Genomic DNA, 19,769 nt, shown 5'->3' on the forward strand with positions numbered 1-19,769 from the left:
CGGGGCGGGAGGGACCGGTGGGGTGGTCACGAGCAGCGTGTGCCGTCCGCCGGCGGGGTGCCGCGCAGGAGGTAGGTGTTGATCGCCCTGTCGATGCAGGTGCTGCCGCGGCCGTAGGCGGTGTGGCCGTCGCCCTCGTAGGTGAGGAGGCGGCCCGAGGAGAGCTGGCCGGCCAGGGCCTTGGCCCAGCGGTACGGGGTGGCCGGGTCGCGGGTGGTGCCGACCACGACGATCGGGGCGGCGCCGGCGGCCTCGATGCGGTGCGGTTCGCCGCTGGGCTGCACCGGCCAGTAGGCGCAGTTCAGCGAGGCCCAGGCCAGACCCTCGCCGAAGACGGGGGACGCCTTCTCGAAGTCGGGCAGGGCCTCGCGCACCTGGTCCGGCGTGGAGAAGGACGGCGGGAGGTCGAGGCAGTTCACCGCCGCGTTGGCGAACATCAGGTTGCTGTAGCTGCCGCCGGCCTCGCGCTCGTAGTAGCTGTCGGACAGCACCAGCAGGCCGGCGCCGTCGTGCCGCTTCATCGCCGAGCCCAGCGACTCGCGCAACTGCTGCCAGGCGCCCTCGTCGTACATCGCCGCGATCACGCCGATGGTGGCCAGGGACTCGGTGAGTTTGCGGCCGTCGGGGTCACCGGTGGGGACGGGCCTGGCGTCCAGGTCGCCGAAGAAGGCCTTCAGCTTCCTGCCCGCCTGACCGGGTGTGGTGCCCGGCCCGCCGAGGGGGCAGCCGGCCCGGCGGACGCAGTCCTTCACGAACGACTGGAACGCCGTCTCGAAGCCCGCCGTCTGCTCCAGGTTCAGGCGGCGCGCGGACAGCGACGGGTCCATCGCGCCGTCCAGGACCAGGCGGCCCGCCCGGTCCGGGAACAGCCCGGCGTACGTCGCCCCCAGGAAGGTGCCGTACGAGGCCCCCACGTACGTCAGCTTCTCGTCGCCCAGCACAGCCCGCAGGATGTCCATGTCCCGGGCCGCCTCGACGGTCGAGACATGGCGCAGCAGCTTCGGCGCGCGCGCTCCGCAGCCCTCGGCGAACCCCTCGTAGGCGCCGACCAGCTCCTCGGTCTCCCCCGCGTCGTCCGGGGTGAAGTCCGTCTGCGTGTACGCGTCCATCCTCCGCCCGTCGAGGCACTCCACGGGCTCGCTGCGGGCCACGCCCCGCGGGTCGACGGCCACCATGTCGTACCGGGCGCGGACCTCCGCCGGGTAGCCGATGCCGGCGTACTGCTGGAGGTAGCCGACCGCGGAGCCGCCCGGCCCGCCCGGGTTCACCAGCAGGGAGCCGAGCCGCTTGCCGGGGCCGGTGGCCTTCTTGCGCGCCACGGCGAGGCGTACGTCCCCCTCGGCCGGCTTCTCGTAGTCGAGCGGCGCCTTCATCGTGGCGCACTGGAAGCCGGGGACGCCGCAGTCGCGCCAGCTCAGCCTCTGCCCGTAGTACGGGGACAGGGACGACGGCGTGGCGCCGGGCAGCGGGGCCAGGGTCGTCCGCGCCGTCCCGGTGGCTCCGCCCGCCTTCTCCGCGGCAGGGGAGCCGGCCGACGTGGACGCACCCCCGGCGGAGCAGGCGGTGGCGAGCAGCGCGGCGGCGAGCAGCGTCGTTCCGGAACGGGTCCTGCGGTGGGTACGCCTCGTGTGCATCCAACGAGCGTAACTCTCCGCGACGACGCGGACGCCTTACGTGCCGACCGTGCCCCGAACGAGTACCCCGGTCAACCGCCGTCGCTGTCCCGTCAGCCCGCTCTGAGCGCCATCGTCATGGCCTCCACCGCGAGCAGGGGCGGCACATTGCGGTCGAGGGCCTCCCCGCAGGCGGCGATCGCCTCGATACGACGCAGGGTGGACTCCGGCGAACCAGCGCGGGCGAGGCGCTCCAAGACGTCCATCGAGTCGGCGTTGGCGATCGCCACGCGGGAGCCGAGCTGGAGGGCCAGGATGTCCCGGTAAAAGGTGGTGAGGTCACTCAGGGCGAGGTCGAGGCTGTTGCGTTGCGTGCGCGTTCTGCGGCGCTTCTGGTTCTCCTCCAGATCCTTCATCACACTCGCCGTGCCGCGCGGCAGCCGACCACCCTGGGCCGCACCCAGGGCGGCCTTGAGCTCTTCCGCCTCCTTGCTGTCCATCTCCTCGGCGAGTTCCTTGGCGTCCGCCGCCGCCGCGTCCACCAGCTCCTGTGCCGCCCTCAGCGCGCTGCCGACGTCGTCGACCCGCAGCGGCAGCTTCAACACAGCGGCCCGGCGGTCCCGGGCGGCCTCATCCGTCGCGAGGCGGCGGGCCCGATCGATGTGCCCCTGCGTGGCGCGGGCCGCCGCGGCGGCGATGTCCGGCTCGACGCCCTCGCGCCGGACGAGCATGTCGGCGACGGCCTCGACCGGAGGCGTGCGCAGATTCAGGTGGCGGCAGCGGGAGCGGATCGTGGGCAGGACGTCCTCGACGGACGGGGCGCACAGCATCCAGACCGTGCGCGGGGCGGGTTCCTCCACCGCCTTCAAGACGGCGTTGCCGGACTTCTCGTTCAGCCTTTCGGCCTCCTCGACGAGGATGACCTGCCAACGGCCGTTCGCGGGGGAGGTGAAGGACTTACGGACGGTCTCCTTCATGTCCCGGTAGAGGATTTCCGCGCCCACCGCGACCACCGTGCTGACGTCGGCGTGGGTGCCGATGAGTGCCGTGTGGCAGCCGTCGCAGAAGCCGCAGCCCGGCGAGCCGCCGAGGGCACGGTCGGGACTGACGCACTGCAACGCGGCGGCGAAGGCCCGCGCCGTCTGCGTCACCCCCGCGCCGGGCGGGCCGGTGAACAGCCAGGCGTGCGTCATGCTCGACGCCTCGGGGAGAGGACCGTCGGTCGCGGCGGCGGTGACGAAGGCGTCCGCGTCCCGGGCGGCGGCGGCGAGCTGATCGCTCACCTTCTCCTGCCCGACGAGGTCGTCCCACACGGTCATGGGTCACGCCGTCCTTCCGTCGCACTCCGCCGCGCACTCTGCGCCGCGCCCTCCATTGTGGGGGGCGCCTCTGACAACGGGCGCCGGCCGGCGGACGCCGTCAGCGCCGTCCCCGGCCCCTCCTGCGGCCGCCACCGTCGCCGTCGCGGCCCTTGTCCCGGTCGTCGTCGCGGTCGTCGTCCCGCGGGCCGAGCAGTTCGTCCGCCAGGGTCGGCAGGTCGTCCAGCGGTGTCTCCTCGGCCCAGTCGGAGCGGCGCCGGCGGGGCGGCTCCTGGTCGGGGTCGACCTGGGGCAGTTCGCGCGTGATCTCCTGCGGCTCCCCGGACCGGTCGGCGCCGGCGGGGCCCTCCTCCCGGAAGTAGCCCGGCGGCACCCGGTCGGCCGGGTCGTCCCCGCGCACGGGGGGCAGCACCGCCGTCTCGTCCGCGGCGCCCGGCGTCACGGGCGGCAGCACCGCCGTCTCGTCGGCGGCGCGGGGGTCCACCGCCGGCAGCACCGCGGTCTCGTCCGCGGCGCCGGACGGCACCGGCGGGACGGGCAGCTCGGTCGTCACCTCGGACTCGGACACGCCGGACGCCCGGTCGTCGTCGCCGCGTCCGCGGGCCCGGTCCCCGGCCGTGCCGCGCTCGTCGCCCGCGTCGTCGTCCTCCACGTCCCGTGCGTCGCGCACCGGCCGCAGTACCGCCGTGTCCTCCGCCGAGCCGCCGGCCGCGTCGGCCGGCGTCACGACGGGCGTCGGCACGGTCAGCGCGTCCGAGGGGTCCGGCGCGGCAGGGGTGCGCCGGGGGCCGTCCGCCGCGGGCGGGGCCGCCGGCCCGGGGCCCGCCGCAGCCGCGGCCGCCGCCCGCTCCGCCGCCCGGCGTGCCTCCTCGGCCCGCATCAGGGCCTCCTCGGCCTTGCGCTGCTTCTCCAGGCGCCGGGCCTCGGCCTCGGCGCGCAGCCGCTCCTCCTCCTCGGCCTGCTTGCGGCGCCGCTCCTCCTCGGCGCGGCGCCGGGCCTCCTCCTCGGCGCGGGCCTTCTCCTCCGCGAGGAGCCGGGCCCGCTCCTCCTCCGCCTTCCGGCGGGCTTCCTCGGCCCGCTGCCGGGCCTCCTCGGCCTGCCGCTCGGCCTCGCGCCGCTGCGCCTCCTCCAGCTCGCGCCGCTTGCGCTCCTCCTCCTCGGCGCGCAGCCGCTCCAGCTGCTCGAGGCGCTCACGCTCCAGGCGCTCCTCCTCGGCCTTGCGCGCGGCCTCCTCCTCGGCCTTCCGCCTGGCTTCCTCCTCGGCCTTGCGGCGCGCCTCCTCCCGGGCCTTGATCTCGGCCTCGGACAGCGGCAGCACCTGGTCGAGACGGTGCCGTACGACGGTGGTGACGGCCTCGGGCTCCTGGCCCGCGTCCACGACGAGGTAGCGGCCGGGGTCGGCGGCGGCCAGCGTCAGGAAACCGGCCCGCACGCGCGCGTGGAACTCGGCGGGCTCCGACTCCAGGCGGTCCGGCGCCTCGGTGAACCGCTCGCGCGCGGTCTCCGGCGGGACGTCCAGCAGGACCGTCAGGTGCGGGACGAGACCGTCGGTCGCCCAGCGGTTGATGCGGGCGATCTCGGTGGGCGACAGGTCGCGCCCGGCACCCTGGTAGGCCACCGAGGAGTCGATGTACCGGTCGGAGATGACCACGGCGCCGCGCTCCAGCGCGGGCCGGACCACGGTGTCCACGTGCTCCGCGCGGTCGGCCGCGTACAGCAGCGCCTCCGCGCGGTGCGACAGACCGGCGCTCGACACGTCCAGCAGGATCGAGCGCAGGCGCTTGCCCACCGGCGTGGCACCCGGCTCGCGGGTCAGCACGACCTCGTGCCCCTTGCCCCGGATCCACTCGGCGAGAGCCTCCGCCTGGGTGGACTTCCCGGCGCCGTCGCCGCCCTCCAGGGCGATGAAGAAACCGTTCGCCGCCGGGGTCGGCGCCGGGTCGTCGCCGCCGAGCAGCGCGTCGCGCAGGTCGTGCCGCAGCGGCACCCCGGAACGGTCGTCGACCTTGGCCAGCACCAGCGCGGCCACCGGCAGCAGCAGCGCGCCGACCAGCATCAGCACGAAGGCGGCGCCCCCGTGCGCGAAGACGAACCTGCCGTTCTCCAGCCGGTGCGGCCCGATCGCCGCCGCCACGACCGGCGCGATCACCGCGCCGAGCGCCACGCAGACCCGGACGACGGCGTGCAGGTGCTCGGTCGTCCGCGCCCGGCGCTGGTCCTCGGTCTCCTGGTCGAGCAGCGCGTGCCCGGTGTTGGCGGCCACGCCCGCGCCGACGCCGGCCAGGGCGAGGAGCAGCAGCACGGTGGTGACGTCCGGGACGAGGCCGGCGGCCAGCAGGGCGACGCCGACGAAGGCGATCGCCAGGGACAGCAGCCGCCGGCGCGACAGGGACGGCAGCAGGGCCGGGGCCGTGCGGATGCCGACGACCACGCCGCCGGTCAGCACGCCGACCGTCAGCCCGTACAGCACCGGGCCGCCGCCCAGGTCCTTGGCGTGCAGCACCGCCACGGCGACCACGGCGGACACGACGGCGGCGACGGCCGCGCAGGCGAACACCAGCAGCGGCACGGCGCCGGTGCGGCCCTTGTCGGCGCCGGCGGCCGTCCTCGGGCGGCGCAGGCCCTCCAGCGGCGACCGGGCGCGCGGCGTGCGGGTCCCGGGCAGTTCGAGGAAGGTCACCAGGGACAGGGAGGCGGCGAACAGCCCGGCCGCCACGTACGAGGCGAGGGCCGCCTGGTGCTGGGCGAACCAGTCGACACCGGTGCCCAGCAGGTTGTTCAGCAGTCCGGCGACGACGAGCACGGCGGCGGCGAGGGGGATCGCCGCGAAGGTGGTGCGCAGCGACAGGCGGCGCAGGGCGTCCATGTGGTCCGGCAGGGGCCGTACCGTCGCGCCCTCCGGAGGCGGCGCGGGCAGCAGCGCGGGGGCCGCGCTCTCCCGGCACACGGTCCAGAAGCGCTCGGCGACGCCGGTGACGAAGCCGGTCACCAGGAGGACGGCGAGGGCGTCGTCCGGGGTCCAGTCGATCCACAGCGGCGCCACGATCAGTAGCGCTGCCCGCAGCCCGTCCGCGCCCACCATGGTCCAGCGCCGGTCGAGCGGACCGTCCTGGGAGGTGAGCGAGGTGAGCGGGCCGAGGAGGACCGCGCCGAAGAGCAGCGTCGCCAGGATGCGCACGCCGAAAACGGTCGCCACTGCGAACGCCACGCCCCGGTAGCCCCCGCCGAACGAGCCCGCGCCTATGGCGGCCTGCACGGCGAGGAGCACCAGCACCAGCAGGGCGAGGGTGTCGCCGACACCCCCCAGGAGCTGTGCGCCCCACAACCGCCTCAACTGCGGCCGGCGCAGCAGGGCGCGGACGGCACGCTCGCGGGAGTCCGCGACCAGGGCGTCGTCCGGGGCGGGGTGAGGGGCCGTTGGCTGGTCGGCTCGCGTCATGCGTTCAGCCTATCGGGCGCGACCGGCAGGCCGTGGTACCCGGCCGAACACACGCACGCCCCGACACCGAATCGATGCCGGGGCGTTCGCTCAGCGAACGAAAGTGTGCCGTGCGAGGGCCTGGGACCGGCTCAGTCCTCCGACGTCCGGGAGGCGGCCGTCTTCTTGGTGGCCGTCTTGGTCGCCGCCTTCTTCGCCGTCGTCTTGGCGGCCGTGCTCTTGGCGGTGGTCTTGGCCGCGGTCTTCTTGGCCGCCGTCTTCTTGGCCGGAGCCTTCTTGGCGGTGGTCTTCTTGGCCGCGGTCTTCTTCGCCGTCTTCTTGGCGGGTGCCTTGGCGCGCTTCTCGGCGAGCAGCTCGTAGCCGCGCTCCGGCGTGATGTCCTCGACGCTGTCGCCGGAGCGCAGGGTCGCGTTGGTCTCGCCGTCGGTGACGTACGGGCCAAAACGGCCGTCCTTGACCACGACCGGCTTCTCGCTGACCGGGTCGGTGCCCAGTTCCTTCAGCGGAGGCTTGGCCGCCGCCCGGCCGCGCTGCTTGGGCTGGGCGTAGATCGCGAGCGCCTCTTCGAGCGTGATCGTGAAGAGCTGCTCCTCGGACGTCAGCGACCGGGAGTCCGTGCCCTTCTTCAGGTACGGGCCGTAGCGGCCGTTCTGCGCGGTGATCTCGACGCCCTCGGCGTCGGTGCCGACGACACGCGGCAGCGACATGAGCTTCAGGGCGTCGTCCAGGGTCACCGTGTCCAGCGACATCGACTTGAACAGCGAGGCCGTCCGCGGCTTCACGGCGTTCTTGCCGGTCTTCGGGGTGCCCTCGGGGAGCACCTCGGTGACGTACGGGCCGTAGCGGCCGTCCTTGGCGACGATGGCGTGGCCGGTGGCCGGGTCGGTGCCCAGCTCGAAGTCGCCGCTCGGCTTGGCGAGCAGCTCCTCGGCGTGCTCGACGGTCAGCTCGTCCGGCGCCAGGTCGTCCGGCACGTCGTGGGACTGGTACTCCTCGGTGCCCTTCTCACCGCGCTCGACGTACGGGCCGAAGCGCCCGACGCGCAGCACGATGTCGTTGCCGACGGGGAAGGAGGACACCTCGCGGGCGTCGATCGCGCCGAGGTCGGTCACCAGTTCCTTGAGGCCGCCGAGGTGGTCCCCGTCGCCGTTGCCGGCGTCGGCCGCGGCGACGGCGCCCTCACCGGTGCCCTCGCCGAAGTAGAACCGCTTCAGCCACGGCACGGACTGGGCCTCGCCGCGCGCGATGGCGTCGAGGTCGTCCTCCATCCGGGCGGTGAAGTCGTAGTCGACGAGCCGCCCGAAGTGCTTCTCCAGGAGGTTGACCACGGCGAAGGACAGGAAGGACGGGACGAGGGCCGTGCCCTTCTTGAACACGTAGCCGCGGTCCAGGATCGTGCCGATGATCGACGCGTACGTCGACGGGCGGCCGATCTCGCGCTCCTCCAGCTCCTTGACCAGCGACGCCTCGGTGTAGCGGGCCGGCGGCTTGGTGGAGTGGCCGTCGACCGTGATCTCGTCGGCCGTCAGCGCGTCGCCCTCGGCGACCTGCGGCAGACGGCGCTCGCGGTCGTCCAGCTCAGCGTTCGGGTCGTCGGCGCCCTCGACGTAGGCCTTCAGGAAGCCGTGGAAGGTGATCGTCTTGCCGGAGGCACTGAACTCGACGTCCCGTCCGTCGGAGGCCGTGCCGCCGATCTTGACGGTGACGCTGTTGCCGGTCGCGTCCTTCATCTGGGAGGCGACGGTCCGCTTCCAGATCAGCTCGTAGAGCTTGAACTGGTCGCCGGTCAGTCCGGTCTCGGCGGGCGTGCGGAAGCGGTCGCCGGAGGGGCGGATCGCCTCGTGCGCCTCCTGCGCGTTCTTGACCTTGCCGGCGTACGTCCGCGGCTGCGCCGGCAGGTACTCGGCGCCGTACAGCTGCGTGACCTGGGCGCGGGCGGCGGTGACCGCCGTGTCGCTCAGGGTCGTCGAGTCCGTACGCATGTAGGTGATGTAGCCGTTCTCGTACAGCTTCTGGGCGACCTGCATGGTCGCCTTCGCACCGAAGCCGAGCTTGCGCGAGGCCTCCTGCTGAAGCGTGGTCGTACGGAACGGGGCGTACGGCGAGCGGCGGTACGGCTTGGACTCGACGGAGCGGACGGCGAAGCGGGTGTTCTCCAGCGCGGCGGCGAGCGCGCGGGCGTTCGCCTCGTCGAGGTGGAGGGTGTTCGCGCTCTTGATCCGGCCCAGGGAGTCGAAGTCGCGGCCCTGCGCGATCCGCCTGCCGTCCACGGTCTGGAGGCGTGCGACCAGCGACGACGGGTCGGAGGCGTCGCCCGCGCGGCCCGTGCCGAAGGTGCCGGTCAGGTCCCAGTACTCGGCGGAGCGGAAGGCCATGCGCTCGCGTTCCCGCTCGACGACGAGCCGCGTCGCGACGGACTGGACGCGGCCGGCCGACAGGCGCGGCATGACCTTCTTCCACAGGACCGGCGAGACCTCGTAGCCGTAGAGGCGGTCGAGGATGCGGCGGGTCTCCTGGGCGTCGACGAGCTTCTGGTTGAGCTGGCGCGGGTTGGCGACGGCGGCCCGGATCGCGTCCTTGGTGATCTCGTGGAACACCATGCGCTTGACCGGGATCTTCGGCTTGAGGACTTCCTGGAGGTGCCAGGCGATGGCCTCGCCCTCGCGGTCCTCATCGGTGGCGAGGAAGAGCTCGTCCGAGTCCTTCAGCAGATCCTTGAGCTTCTTGACCTGCGCCTTCTTGTCAGCGTTGACCACATAGATCGGCTGGAAGTCGTGTTCGACGTCGACACCGAGGCGGCGGACCTCGCCGGTGTACTTCTCGGGCACCTCGGCGGCGCCGCTGGGAAGGTCGCGAATGTGCCCGACGCTCGCCTCGACGACGTAGCCAGGACCGAGATAGCCCTTGATCGTCTTCGCCTTGGCAGGCGACTCGACGATGACGAGTCGGCGGCCGCCGTTCGCGGTCTCGCTGGTCGGGGACAACTTCGCTCTTCTCTCCGGTCGACGCTGGGGGGCCAGACCCAGGCAGTGTTCCCGGGGTCGGGTCGTGCTGCATTTCGGTCGTGACGCTGCGGAGTGTGACGGTACCTCCCGCCCCCGTGTCAAACGGGAAAAGCCCGCAACGGCCACTCGAACGGTAACCCGACGAACCCGGTTCCTGCGTCCGGAGTGCCCACCGGCCCGGATGCGTGTATCCGGAGCGCAGCCCCCCGATTACCGGGGGAGAAAAGCGACAGGCGTCCGGATCCGGCCGCTCACACGCGCGTCAGGCACCATGCCCCGACGGCCAGCGCGGCCACCGCGGCGGCCCCCGCGATCGTCGCCGATGCGACGGGCCTCACACCCAGCGCGACGGGCCGGCCGTGCCGCACCCGTGTCACGGTCCACACCAGCAGGCCGCCCCCGAACAGGGCGAACACCATTCCCGCGAAGATCGCCGGCCCGCTCTCCATGGTCCCCGTGCCCCTTTTCTCCGTCCGCGAGTGCCCAGCCTCCGGGAGGCTGTCACGCGCGGACGGCGGGCAGGCGAACCCGAGGTGAACGGGGAGCCGGCTGCGGCCTGCCCGTGGCTCGTTCGCCCCGGTCCGCCGCCGGTGCCGGGGCGCACCGGGGCGGTTTCCCGCGTCGTCGCACCGGTGCGGGAAACCGCTACGCCGGTTCCAGGAAGCCCTGCTCCACCAGCAGCCGGATCTGCGCGGGCGTGCGGTCGCGCAGCGCCACCGGGTCCTCGCCCACCAGCTGGGCGATGGCGTCCAGGATGCGGCCGGCGCTCATGGTGCCGTCGCAGACGCCCGCGAAGCCGGCGCCGACGGTGTCGACCCGGGTGGCCCGGCGCATGCCCCGGTTCTGGCGCAGGACGACGTGCTCCGGGTCCTCGGCGCCGGGCAGGCCGACCTGCTCCTGGACGACCTCTGCGGCCAGCGCGAAGTGCGCCTCGAGCAGGGCCGCGTCGTCGTGGTCCCGCAGGTAGTCGAGACGGGCGAAGTGCGCCCGCACGGTCTCCCCGAGCGGCTGCTCGATCGGGTGCGGCCACTCCTCCGCCGTGATCGACGGCTCCGCGGCCGCCGTCCTGCGCAGCGTGATCCAGCCGAAGCCGACGGCCTTGACCTTGCGCGCCTCGAACTCGTCCAGCCACGCGTCGTAGCGCGCCCGGTACTCGGTCTCGTCGCCGCGGTGGTCGCCCGCGTCCCTGAGCCACAGCTCGGCGTACTGCGTGACGTCCTGCACCTCGCGCTGCACGATCCACGCGTCGCAGCCGCGCGGCACCCAGGACCGCAGCCGGTCCGTCCACTCCTCCCCCTCCACGTGCTGCCAGTTGGCGAGGAAGTGCGCGAACCCGCCCTCGTTCAGGCGCTCCCCGGTGAGCTGAACGAGCGTGCGGCACAGATCGTCCCCGCCCATCCCGCCGTCCCGGTAGGTCAGCCTGGCCCGGGGGGAGATCACGAACGGCGGGTTCGACACGATCAGGTCGTAGGTGGCCCCCTCCTCGACCGGCTCGTAGAGCGAGCCCTCGCGCAGGTCGGCGGCCGGCGCCCCGGACAGGGCGAGCGTGAGCGCGGTGATGTGCAGGGCGCGCGGGTTGACGTCCGTGGCCGTCACGCGCGTGGCGTGCCGGGCGGCGTGCAGCGCCTGGATGCCGGAGCCGGTGCCGAGGTCGAGGGCGGCGGAGACGGGCGTGCGGACGGTGAGGCCGGCGAGGGTCGTGGAGGCGCCGCCGACGCCGAGGACGACACCCTCGGCGCGGTTGCCGATGCCGCCCGCGCCGCCGACCGCGCAGCCCAGGTCGGACACGATGAACCAGTCCTCGCCGTCGGGCCCGCCGTACGGCCGCACGTCCACGGTGGCCGCCAGCTCGCCGTCGACGGACACGAGCCATCCGCTCTCCAGGCACGCGTCGACGGGCAGGACGTCCGCCACGCGCGCGTGGGGCACCGGCTGCTGGAGGAGGAACAGCCGGACGAGCAGTTCCAGCGGGGTGTCGCCGCGGGTGGCCCGGAGCGCGGGCACGACCTCGCTGCGCGACAGTGCCGCGTAGGCGGGGGCGCCGAGCAGCTCCAGCAGTCCGTCGGCGGTGAAGGACGCCCCGAGCAGGGCGTCCCGCAGCCGCGCGGTGACGTCGGGGCGGTCGGCGGAGGGCAGGGGGGAGAGGCTGGCGTTACTCACTCCCCCATTGTGGCCCGCGCTCCGCCGCGCGCCCGCCGGACGGCGGCCGGTGCACCCCGGCCGCCGTCCCCGCCGTGCCCCGGTGTCAGCTCGTGGCCACCGGTACCGACGGGGTCGCCGACTTGCAGCTGGGCTGCTGGGCCATCGCCTTGCCGACGTCGCCCTCCTCGAGGGTCTTCAGCGCGTCGCTGCCGGACTTGCTGAGCTTGTTCAGCTCGGTGGCGACGTCCTTGAGGCCGTCGGCGAACTTCGCCTGGTCCTTGGTGTCGAGCTTCTCCATCTGCGTCTTCAGGGAGGCGTACGAGGCGGAGAGGCCGTTGAGCTCCTTGACCGCGTCCTGCTGCTTCTTCTCGCCGTTCTCGACGTCCGGCGCCCCGGCCTTCTGGACCGTGGCGGCCATCGCCTTGTAGGCGTCGGACATGTCCTGGAAGGCCTTCGCGTCGGTCTTCTGGACCTGCTCCGGAGTGCTGTTGTCCGAGGTCTCCTTCTGGATGGCGGCATTGGCGGACTCGATCTTCTTCGCCTGCGGCTGCACCCCGTCGCAGACCTGCTTGGCCCAGGAGTCCAGCTTGTCGTTGCCGTCGTCGCTGCTGCATCCCGTCAGCGCCAGTACCAGTACCGCACCGCCGGACAGTGCGGCCGCGAGCTTCTTGTTCACCGGATTGGTCCCTTCCATGGCTCTCGGCCCCGGAACATACACGCCGGACGGGGGACATTCGCAGGACGAGCATCCATTAAGACCGTATTGAAGCCATTTGCACCAAGAGAGAGAAGGCTCACGCGAGAGCGCGCGAACGCACCGCACGGGCGGGCGACGCGTCAGTACGCGCCGCCCGCCCGTGTGTTGAGCGGGACCGCCTGCCGCCGCCGGATCTGGCGGCTACGAAACCACCGCCGGATCGGGCGACTTGGGCTCCTGCCCGGCGTTGTCCTCGTCACCCACCGCGATGCCGCGCCGCTTGGACGCGTACACCGCCGCCGCGATGACGACGAACGCGACGACCGCGACCAGCACCCGCACGCCGACGCTCCGGTCGGCGCCGTAGGAGAACTTGATGACCGCCGGCGCGATGAGCAGCGCCACCAGGTTCATGACCTTCAGCAGCGGGTTGATGGCGGGACCCGCGGTGTCCTTGAAGGGGTCGCCGACCGTGTCGCCGATGACGGTGGCCTCGTGGGCGTCGCTGCCCTTGCCGCCGTGGTGACCGTCCTCGACGAGTTTCTTGGCGTTGTCCCAGGCGCCACCGGAGTTGGCGAGGAACACCGCCATCAGCGTGCCCGCGCCGATCGCGCCCGCCAGGAACGCGCCGAGCGCGCCGACGCCGAGCGTGAACCCGATGAAGATGGGCGCCAGCACCGCGAGGAGCCCGGGCGTGGCGAGTTCGCGCAGGGCGTCCCTGGTGCAGATGTCGACGACCTTGCCGTACTCCGGTGTCTCGGTGTGGTTCATGATGCCGGGCTTCTCCCGGAACTGCCGCCGCACCTCGAAGACCACCGAACCCGCCGACCGCGACACCGCGTTGATCGCCAGCCCCGAGAAGAGGAAGACGACCGCCGCGCCCGCGATCAGCCCGACGAGGTTGTTGGGCTGCGAGATGTCCATCATCAGGCTCATCGGCGCACCGTCGCCGCTGAGTCTCTCGCCCACGTCCCGCGCACCGGTGGTGATGGCGTCGCGGTACGAACCGAACAGCGCCGAGGCCGCGAGGACGGCCGTGGCGATGGCGATGCCCTTGGTGATGGCCTTGGTGGTGTTGCCGACGGCGTCCAGGTTGGTGAGCACCTGGGCGCCGGCGCCCTCGACGTCGCCGGACATCTCGGCGATGCCCTGGGCGTTGTCGGAGACCGGCCCGAAGGTGTCCATGGCGACGATGACGCCGACCGTGGTGAGCAGGCCGGTTCCGGCCAGCGCCACCGCGAACAGCGCCAGCATGATCGACGTGCCGCCGAGCAGGAAGGCCCCGTAGACGCCGAGGCCGATCAGCAGGGCGGTGTAGACGGCGGACTCCAGACCGATGGAGATGCCGGCGAGGACGACGGTGGCGGGACCGGTGAGCGAGGTCTTGCCGATGTCCCTGACGGGCCGCCGGGTGGTCTCGGTGAAGTAACCGGTGAGCTGCTGGATCAGGGCGGCCAGCACGATGCCGATCGCCACGGCGACGAGCGCGAGGATCCGCGGGTCGCCGCCCCTGCCGGCGATGGCGGCGTCGGTGACGCCGTCCAGGTCGGCGTACGAGCCGGGGAGGTAGACGAAGACGGCCACCGCGACCAGCACCAGCGAGATCACCGCGGAAACGAAGAAGCCCCGGTTGATCGCGCTCATGCCGCTGCGGTCGGCCCGCCGGGGCGCCACCGCGAAGATGCCGATCATGGCGGTGAGCACGCCGATGGCCGGCACGAGCAGCGGGAAGGCCAGCCCCGCGTCGCCGAAGGCCACCTTGCCGAGGATCAGCGCGGCCACCAGTGTCACGGCGTACGACTCGAAGAGGTCGGCCGCCATGCCCGCGCAGTCGCCGACGTTGTCGCCCACGTTGTCGGCGATGGTGGCGGCGTTGCGCGGATCGTCCTCCGGGATGCCCTGCTCGACCTTGCCGACCAGGTCGGCGCCGACGTCGGCGGCCTTGGTGAAGATGCCGCCGCCGACCCGCATGAACATCGCGATCAGCGCGGCGCCGAGGCCGAAGCCCTCCAGCACCTTAGGCGCGTCGGCCGCGTACACCAGCACCACGCAGGAGGCGCCCAGGAGGCCGAGTCCCACCGTGAACATGCCGACGACGCCGCCCGTGCGAAATGCGATCTTCATCGCTTTGTGCGAGACGAGGGTGAGATCCTTTTCCGGTTCACCCGGGGCCGGTGTCGCTTCCCGCGCCGCCGCAGCGACGCGCACATTGCTGCGCACGGCGAGCCACATGCCGATATAACCGGTGGCCGCCGAGAATGCCGCGCCGATCAGGAAGAAGACCGATCGTCCGGCACGCTGACTCCAGTCGTCCGCGGGCAGCAGCATGAGCAGGAAGAACACGACGACGGCGAATACGCCGAGCGTGCGCAGCTGCCGGGCCAGATAGGCGTTCGCGCCTTCCTGGACGGCAGCCGCGATCTTCTTCATGCTCTCGGTTCCCTCGCCTGCCGCGAGCACCTGGCGCACCAGGATCCCCGCGAGCACCAGCGCGGCCAGCGCGACGACCGCGATGACCGCGACCAGGGCGCGGTTTCCGTCGGTCAGTACGGCGGCGGCGACGGTCGAGGCATCGCCCAACTGATGAGGGGTGGAAAGCTCCGCCATTCGTCCTCCTTGACGCTTGGGCTGAGCTCAAGATGTGGACGGGATTGTAGGTACCGGAACCTGATCAAAACAGTGCACGACAAATGGAATTGACCTGTCAACCGGAAGGACCCCGGACGTAGTAATGCCCCTTCGGCATTAACGCCGTGATCCTTTCACCTGATCCTTTTTCGCGCGATTGATCGTGAATGAATTCACCTGGCTCCCGCACGGCACCACTGTATGCACGGCCCGCATCTTCCGCACATGACAAAGGGCCCTACGAGGTAGGGCCCTTCGGGTGATGCGAGTGTCAGACGGGCGGCAGCACCACGGTCGCGGTCGGCCACGTCATACGGATCAGTCCGCCGTCCTCGCCGGCCGAGACCTCCACGTCGTCGACGAGGCCGCTGATGACCGCGAGGCCCATCTCGTCCTCCTCGGCCTCCACGTCGTCGCCGGCGCCCCGGCCCGCGGCCCCGGGCACCGCGTGCGGCGCCTTGTCGCCGACCTCGATGGAGAACTGCTTCTCCTCCTCGATCAGCGACACGTGGACCGGCGCGGTGATGCCGATGTGCTGATGCAGGCCGACGGCCCGGGTGCAGGCCTCGCCGACGGCGAGCCTGACCTCGTCGAGGACGGCCTCGTCCACTCCGGCCCTGCGTGCCACCGCTGCCGCCACCAGACGGGCGGTGCGGACATGCTCGGGCAGCGCGCTGAAGCGGAGTTCGACGGTGGCCATGCATCCCCCTCGTACTACGGGCGTGCTGTCGAGGGGCCGGGCTGCCGACAGCCCAGCCCCTCCTTGGTTCGGTCGCCCCGGGCTCCGGCCCGGGGGACAGTCGTCAGTCGGTGGCCGCCACCGCTTCCTCGACCGAGGTGTGAATGGGGAACACCTTGGTGAGGCCGGTGATACGGAAGATCTTGAGAATGCGCTCCTGGTTGCAGACCAGGCGCAGCGAGCCCTCATGGGCGCGCACCCGCTTCAGTCCGCCGACCAGCACGCCGAGCCCGGTGGAGTCGAGGAAGTCCACGCCCTCCATATCGACGACGAGGTGGAAACTCCCGTCGTTCACCAGCTCGACCAGCTGCTCGCGCAGCTTGGGCGCGGTGTATACGTCAATTTCGCCACCGACCTCGACGACCGTACGATCGCCGACGGTACGGGTCGACAGGGACAGGTCCACGGATCCTCCAGCACCTTGCTATCGAGCGGTCGTCCCTCGGGACACCTCGGCTTGAAGCCCCCAGGACGGTTCGCCAGCCGCGATGGCATTCAATCACTTACCGGCAGGCGTGCACGACGCCTTGGCCCCATTGTCCGTCACGCCAGTGACACACTCGGTGCCGATGGCCACGAATCACCGATCCGATCGAACCCCGGCGGGGCCCGGCTCCCGGCCGGATCCGGGCACGGTCCTGGACCGGCTCGCCGCGGGACCGAGCCGGGCTGCGCGCATCACTCATACGGAGCACTTGCCCCCGCGTGCGGGCCGTCATGCCCTCTGGCCGGACCGGATTCGCCCGGAGGTCGTCGCGGCGGTGCGGGACGCGGGCATCGAGCACCCCTGGGCCCACCAGGCACGGGCCGCGGAACACGCCCTGGACGGCGATTCGGTGGTCGTCGCCACCGGCACCGCCTCCGGCAAGTCCCTGGCCTACCTCGTGCCGGTCCTGTCGACGCTCCTGGACGGCTCCGAGGCCCCGAACGGGCGGGGCGCCACCGCCCTCTACCTGGCTCCGACCAAGGCGCTGGCGGCCGATCAGTGCCGGTCCGTGAAGGAACTCGCACAACCACTGGGCACATCTGTGCGAGCCGCCGTGTACGACGGCGACACGCCGTTCGAGGAACGCGAGTGGATCCGCCAGTACGCCACCTACGTCCTCACCAATCCGGACATGCTGCACCGCGGGATCCTGCCGTCCCACCCCCGCTGGTCGTCCTTCCTGAAGTCGCTGAAGTACGTCGTCGTCGACGAGTGCCACACCTACCGCGGCGTCTTCGGCTCGCACGTCGCCCAGGTGCTGCGCAGACTGCGCCGGCTGTGCGCCCGCTACGGCGCGTCGCCCGTGTTCCTGCTGGCCTCCGCCACCGCCGCCGAGCCCTCGGTGGCGGCCCGCCGGCTCACCGGACTGCCGGTGGTCGAGGTCGCCGACGACGCCTCGCCCCGCGGTGAACTGGTGTTCGCCCTCTGGGAACCGCCCCTGACCGAACTGGAGGGCGAGAAGGGCGCACCGGTCCGCCGCACCGCCACCGCCGAGGCAGCCGACCTGCTCACCGACCTCACCGTGCAGGGCATGCGCTCGATCACCTTCGTACGCTCCCGGCGCGGCGCCGAGCTGATCTCGGTGATCGCCCAGGAACGCCTGGCCGAGGTCGACCGCTCACTGACCCGGCGGGTCGCGGCCTACCGCGGCGGCTACCTCCCCGAGGAGCGCCGCGCCCTGGAACGCGCCCTGCACTCGGGCGAACTCCTCGGGCTCGCGGCGACGAACGCCCTCGAGCTCGGTGTCGACATCTCCGGCCTGGACGCCGTGGTCATCGCCGGCTACCCGGGCACCCGGGCGTCGCTGTGGCAGCAGGCCGGACGCGCGGGCCGGTCGGGGCAGGGTGCGCTGGCGGTGCTGGTCGCCCGGGACGACCCGCTGGACACCTTCCTCGTCCACCACCCGGAAGCCCTGTTCGACCAGCCGGTGGAGTCCACGGTCCTCGACCCCGACAACCCCTACGTCCTCGCCCCCCACCTGTGCGCCGCCGCGGCCGAGCTGCCCCTGACGGAGGACGACCTGAAGCTCTTCGGCCCCGCCTGCGAGGAGCTGCTCCCCCAACTGGAGGCGGCGAAGCTGCTGCGCCGGCGGACCCGGGCCTGGCACTGGACGCGGCGTGAGCGGGCCGCCGACCTGACCGACATCCGCGGGGAGGGCGGGCGTCCGGTCCAGGTCGTCGAGGCCGGGACGGGCAGGCTGCTGGGCACGGTCGACGCCGGTGCCGCCCACACGTCCGTCCACGAGGGCGCCGTCCACCTCCACCAGGGCCGCACGTATCTCGTGCGTTCGCTGGACCTGGAGGACTCCGTCGCCCTGGTGGAGCAGGCCACGCCGTCGTACTCCACGGTCGCCCGCGACACGACGTCGATCTCCGTCCTCCGGACCGACCTCGAGGTCCCGTGGGGTGACGGACGCCTGTGCCTCGGCTCCGTCGAGGTCACCAACCAGGTGGTCTCCTTCCTGCGCAGGCGGCTGATCACCGGCGAGGTCCTGGGCGAGACGAAGCTCGACCTCCCTCCCCGGACGCTGCGCACGCGTGCGGTGTGGTGGACCGTGACCGAGGACCAGCTGGACGAGGCCCGGATCAACCCCGAGATCCTCGGCGGCGCCCTGCACGCCGCCGAGCACGCGTCGATCGGCATGCTGCCCCTGTTCGCCACGTGCGACCGCTGGGACATCGGTGGCGTGTCGGTGCCGCTGCACCCGGACACACTGCTGCCGACGGTCTTCGTGTACGACGGCCACCCGGGTGGCGCGGGCTTCTCGGAGCGCGCCTTCCACACGGCCCGGGCGTGGCTCACGGCCACCCGGGAGGCCATCGCCTCCTGCGAGTGCGACGCGGGCTGCCCGTCCTGCATCCAGTCCCCTAAGTGCGGCAACGGCAACGATCCGCTGCACAAGCGGGGGGCCGTACGGCTGCTCACGGTGCTGCTGCGAGGAGCGGCGGAGGCGGAGGCGGCGCCCGGGACGGAGGGACGGTAGGCGCCAGGCGCGGCGCCCACCCACGCCGTCGCGGCGCCCACCCACGCCGTCGCGGCGCCCACCCACGCCGTCGCGGCGCCTCGCCACTCCCCGCGGCGTCACGGGGGAGGTCTCGGCCCAGTCCCCGGGTCCGGTTCCGCCGGGCCGGCCCGGGCCCGGACCTCCGCCCCGAAGGGTCCCCGGCCCGACGCCGCGGTCACGTCGGAGACCTGGCCGGTCAGGACGCACCGCACCAGCCGCGTGCCCTGGGCCCGCGCGATCCGGTCCGCGTGGGCACAGGCCGCCGGACCGCCCAGCGACCAGTGGTCGGCCGCCGCCAGCGCCGCGAGGTCGGCCCCGCCGGCCGCACGGTGCCGGGCCGCGACGGCCTGCCCCAGAGCCAGCACGATGCCGAACACGAGGCACAGGACGGCGATCGCGCCGACACTCCAGACGGTGGCGGATCCCCGGTCGGAACCCTCCAGGGCGTGCCGGACGGCCGGTCGTCGGGACGAGAAACCACCGCTCATGGCCTCGGCCCCGCCGGCGCGTCCGCCGTCCGGCCCGGGGGCGCGTCCGCTGCCGGACCCCCTGCCGGATCGGCCGGCGTCCCACCCGTGTGGACCACGGCCGGGCCGGCCGCTCGCTCGACCGAGGCGACGGCCTCCTCCCGTACCTCGAAGGGCAGGCCGTGCAGTACCGGCGGTGCGGCCACGACCACCACACGGACCCGGTCCGCCTCCCGGGCGACGGTGACCCGCGCACCGTGCGGCGCCGCTTCCCGGGCGACCTGGACGACCGCGTCGGCCGGGTCCTGCCGGGCCGCCGCGCGAGCTCCCGTGCGGGCGGCGTCCACGCACTGGATCTGGGCGGCCACGACCAGCAGACCCCACACCAGCGCCATCGCGAACGCCACCAGCACCGGCAGCACCACGGCGGTCTCGGCCGTCACGAACCCCCCGTCGGCTCTCCACCGCGCTTCCCGCCCCGCCGACCGCTCACATCCGCGCATCGAGCGCCCGCTTCACGATGCCCTGGAGCTCCGCGCTGACCGCCCCGCTCGTCACCACCTTGTAGAGCACCACGGCGAACGCCACCGCCGCGACGATGCCCATCGCGTACTCCGAAGTGACCATTCCCGCGTCCCGCCGCAGCCCGGCCTGCCGCCGCCCCGCGCGTACTGCGCACACCAGGGCACGCAGCCATGCCCGTACCGATCGATTCATCACAACCCCCGTG

The 19,769-nt window shown here is 72.8% G+C and carries 14 protein-coding genes; 1 reads left to right on the forward strand and 13 read right to left on the reverse strand.

Annotated elements, in window-relative coordinates; all coding sequences use genetic code 11:
• Window positions 1–26: 26 nt before the first annotated feature.
• The 10 genes from ACFWJB_RS00400 to bldG all read right to left on the reverse strand — a co-directional run bounded on the left by ACFWJB_RS00400 (window position 27) and on the right by bldG (window position 15,988).
• A complete protein-coding gene (locus ACFWJB_RS00400) occupies window positions 27–1,634 on the reverse strand; it encodes an alpha/beta hydrolase (RefSeq protein WP_386919285.1) in 1,608 nt (535 codons plus the stop codon).
• Window positions 1,635–1,726: 92 nt separating this feature from the next.
• Window positions 1,727–2,932 carry a DNA polymerase III subunit delta' gene (locus ACFWJB_RS00405; RefSeq protein WP_386919287.1) on the reverse strand — a complete coding sequence of 402 codons (1,206 nt, stop codon included), beginning with the start codon at window positions 2,930–2,932 and terminating at the stop codon, window positions 1,727–1,729.
• Window positions 2,933–3,032: 100 nt separating this feature from the next.
• Window positions 3,033–6,371 (reverse strand): dTMP kinase, encoded by a 3,339-nt coding sequence (tmk, locus tag ACFWJB_RS00410; RefSeq protein WP_386919289.1) that lies wholly within the window; start codon window positions 6,369–6,371, stop codon window positions 3,033–3,035.
• Window positions 6,372–6,502: 131 nt separating this feature from the next.
• The gene (gene topA / locus ACFWJB_RS00415; RefSeq protein ID WP_386919291.1) at window positions 6,503–9,355 is read right to left on the reverse strand and encodes a type I DNA topoisomerase; all 2,853 of its coding nucleotides are present in this window, start codon (window positions 9,353–9,355) and stop codon (window positions 6,503–6,505) included.
• Window positions 9,356–9,627: 272 nt separating this feature from the next.
• Window positions 9,628–9,825 (reverse strand): hypothetical protein, encoded by a 198-nt coding sequence (locus ACFWJB_RS00420; protein WP_385461596.1) that lies wholly within the window; start codon window positions 9,823–9,825, stop codon window positions 9,628–9,630.
• Window positions 9,826–10,021: 196 nt separating this feature from the next.
• The gene (locus ACFWJB_RS00425; protein WP_385461593.1) at window positions 10,022–11,536 is read right to left on the reverse strand and encodes a methyltransferase; all 1,515 of its coding nucleotides are present in this window, start codon (window positions 11,534–11,536) and stop codon (window positions 10,022–10,024) included.
• Between the two features lie 85 nt (window positions 11,537–11,621).
• Window positions 11,622–12,212 (reverse strand): small secreted protein, encoded by a 591-nt coding sequence (locus ACFWJB_RS00430; RefSeq protein ID WP_385461590.1) that lies wholly within the window; start codon window positions 12,210–12,212, stop codon window positions 11,622–11,624.
• A gap of 204 nt (window positions 12,213–12,416) precedes the next feature.
• Window positions 12,417–14,822, reverse strand: a complete 2,406-nt coding sequence (locus ACFWJB_RS00435; protein ID WP_385461587.1) for a sodium-translocating pyrophosphatase — start codon at window positions 14,820–14,822, stop codon at window positions 12,417–12,419.
• A gap of 292 nt (window positions 14,823–15,114) precedes the next feature.
• Window positions 15,115–15,543, reverse strand: coding sequence for an ATP-binding protein (locus ACFWJB_RS00440; RefSeq protein ID WP_386919294.1), 429 nt, complete (start codon window positions 15,541–15,543; stop codon window positions 15,115–15,117).
• Window positions 15,544–15,646: 103 nt separating this feature from the next.
• Window positions 15,647–15,988 (reverse strand): anti-sigma factor antagonist BldG, encoded by a 342-nt coding sequence (bldG, locus tag ACFWJB_RS00445; protein WP_003975386.1) that lies wholly within the window; start codon window positions 15,986–15,988, stop codon window positions 15,647–15,649.
• A gap of 82 nt (window positions 15,989–16,070) precedes the next feature.
• On the opposite strand from bldG, the gene ACFWJB_RS00450 reads away from it, so the two are divergent.
• Window positions 16,071–18,551 (forward strand): DEAD/DEAH box helicase, encoded by a 2,481-nt coding sequence (locus tag ACFWJB_RS00450; protein WP_386919296.1) that lies wholly within the window; start codon window positions 16,071–16,073, stop codon window positions 18,549–18,551.
• A gap of 98 nt (window positions 18,552–18,649) precedes the next feature.
• On the opposite strand, the gene ACFWJB_RS00455 is transcribed toward ACFWJB_RS00450, so the two are convergent.
• From ACFWJB_RS00455 to ACFWJB_RS00465, 3 genes are read right to left on the reverse strand one after another with little or no spacing between them, the layout of a single operon-like run.
• A complete protein-coding gene (locus ACFWJB_RS00455) occupies window positions 18,650–19,060 on the reverse strand; it encodes an Rv3654c family TadE-like protein (protein WP_386919298.1) in 411 nt (136 codons plus the stop codon).
• A complete protein-coding gene (locus tag ACFWJB_RS00460; RefSeq protein ID WP_386919300.1) occupies window positions 19,057–19,542 on the reverse strand; it encodes a TadE family type IV pilus minor pilin in 486 nt (161 codons plus the stop codon). The genes ACFWJB_RS00455 and ACFWJB_RS00460 overlap by 4 nt, the downstream gene beginning before the upstream one ends.
• Complete coding sequence (locus ACFWJB_RS00465) at window positions 19,529–19,756, reverse strand: DUF4244 domain-containing protein (RefSeq protein ID WP_386919302.1); 228 nt, start codon at window positions 19,754–19,756, stop codon at window positions 19,529–19,531. Before ACFWJB_RS00465 ends, ACFWJB_RS00460 begins: the two co-directional genes overlap by 14 nt.
• Between the last annotated feature and the right edge of the window lie 13 nt (window positions 19,757–19,769).

It is taken from the genome of Streptomyces sp. NPDC127100 (assembly GCF_042724095.1).
Taxonomy (GTDB): Bacteria; Actinomycetota; Actinomycetes; order Streptomycetales; family Streptomycetaceae; genus Streptomyces.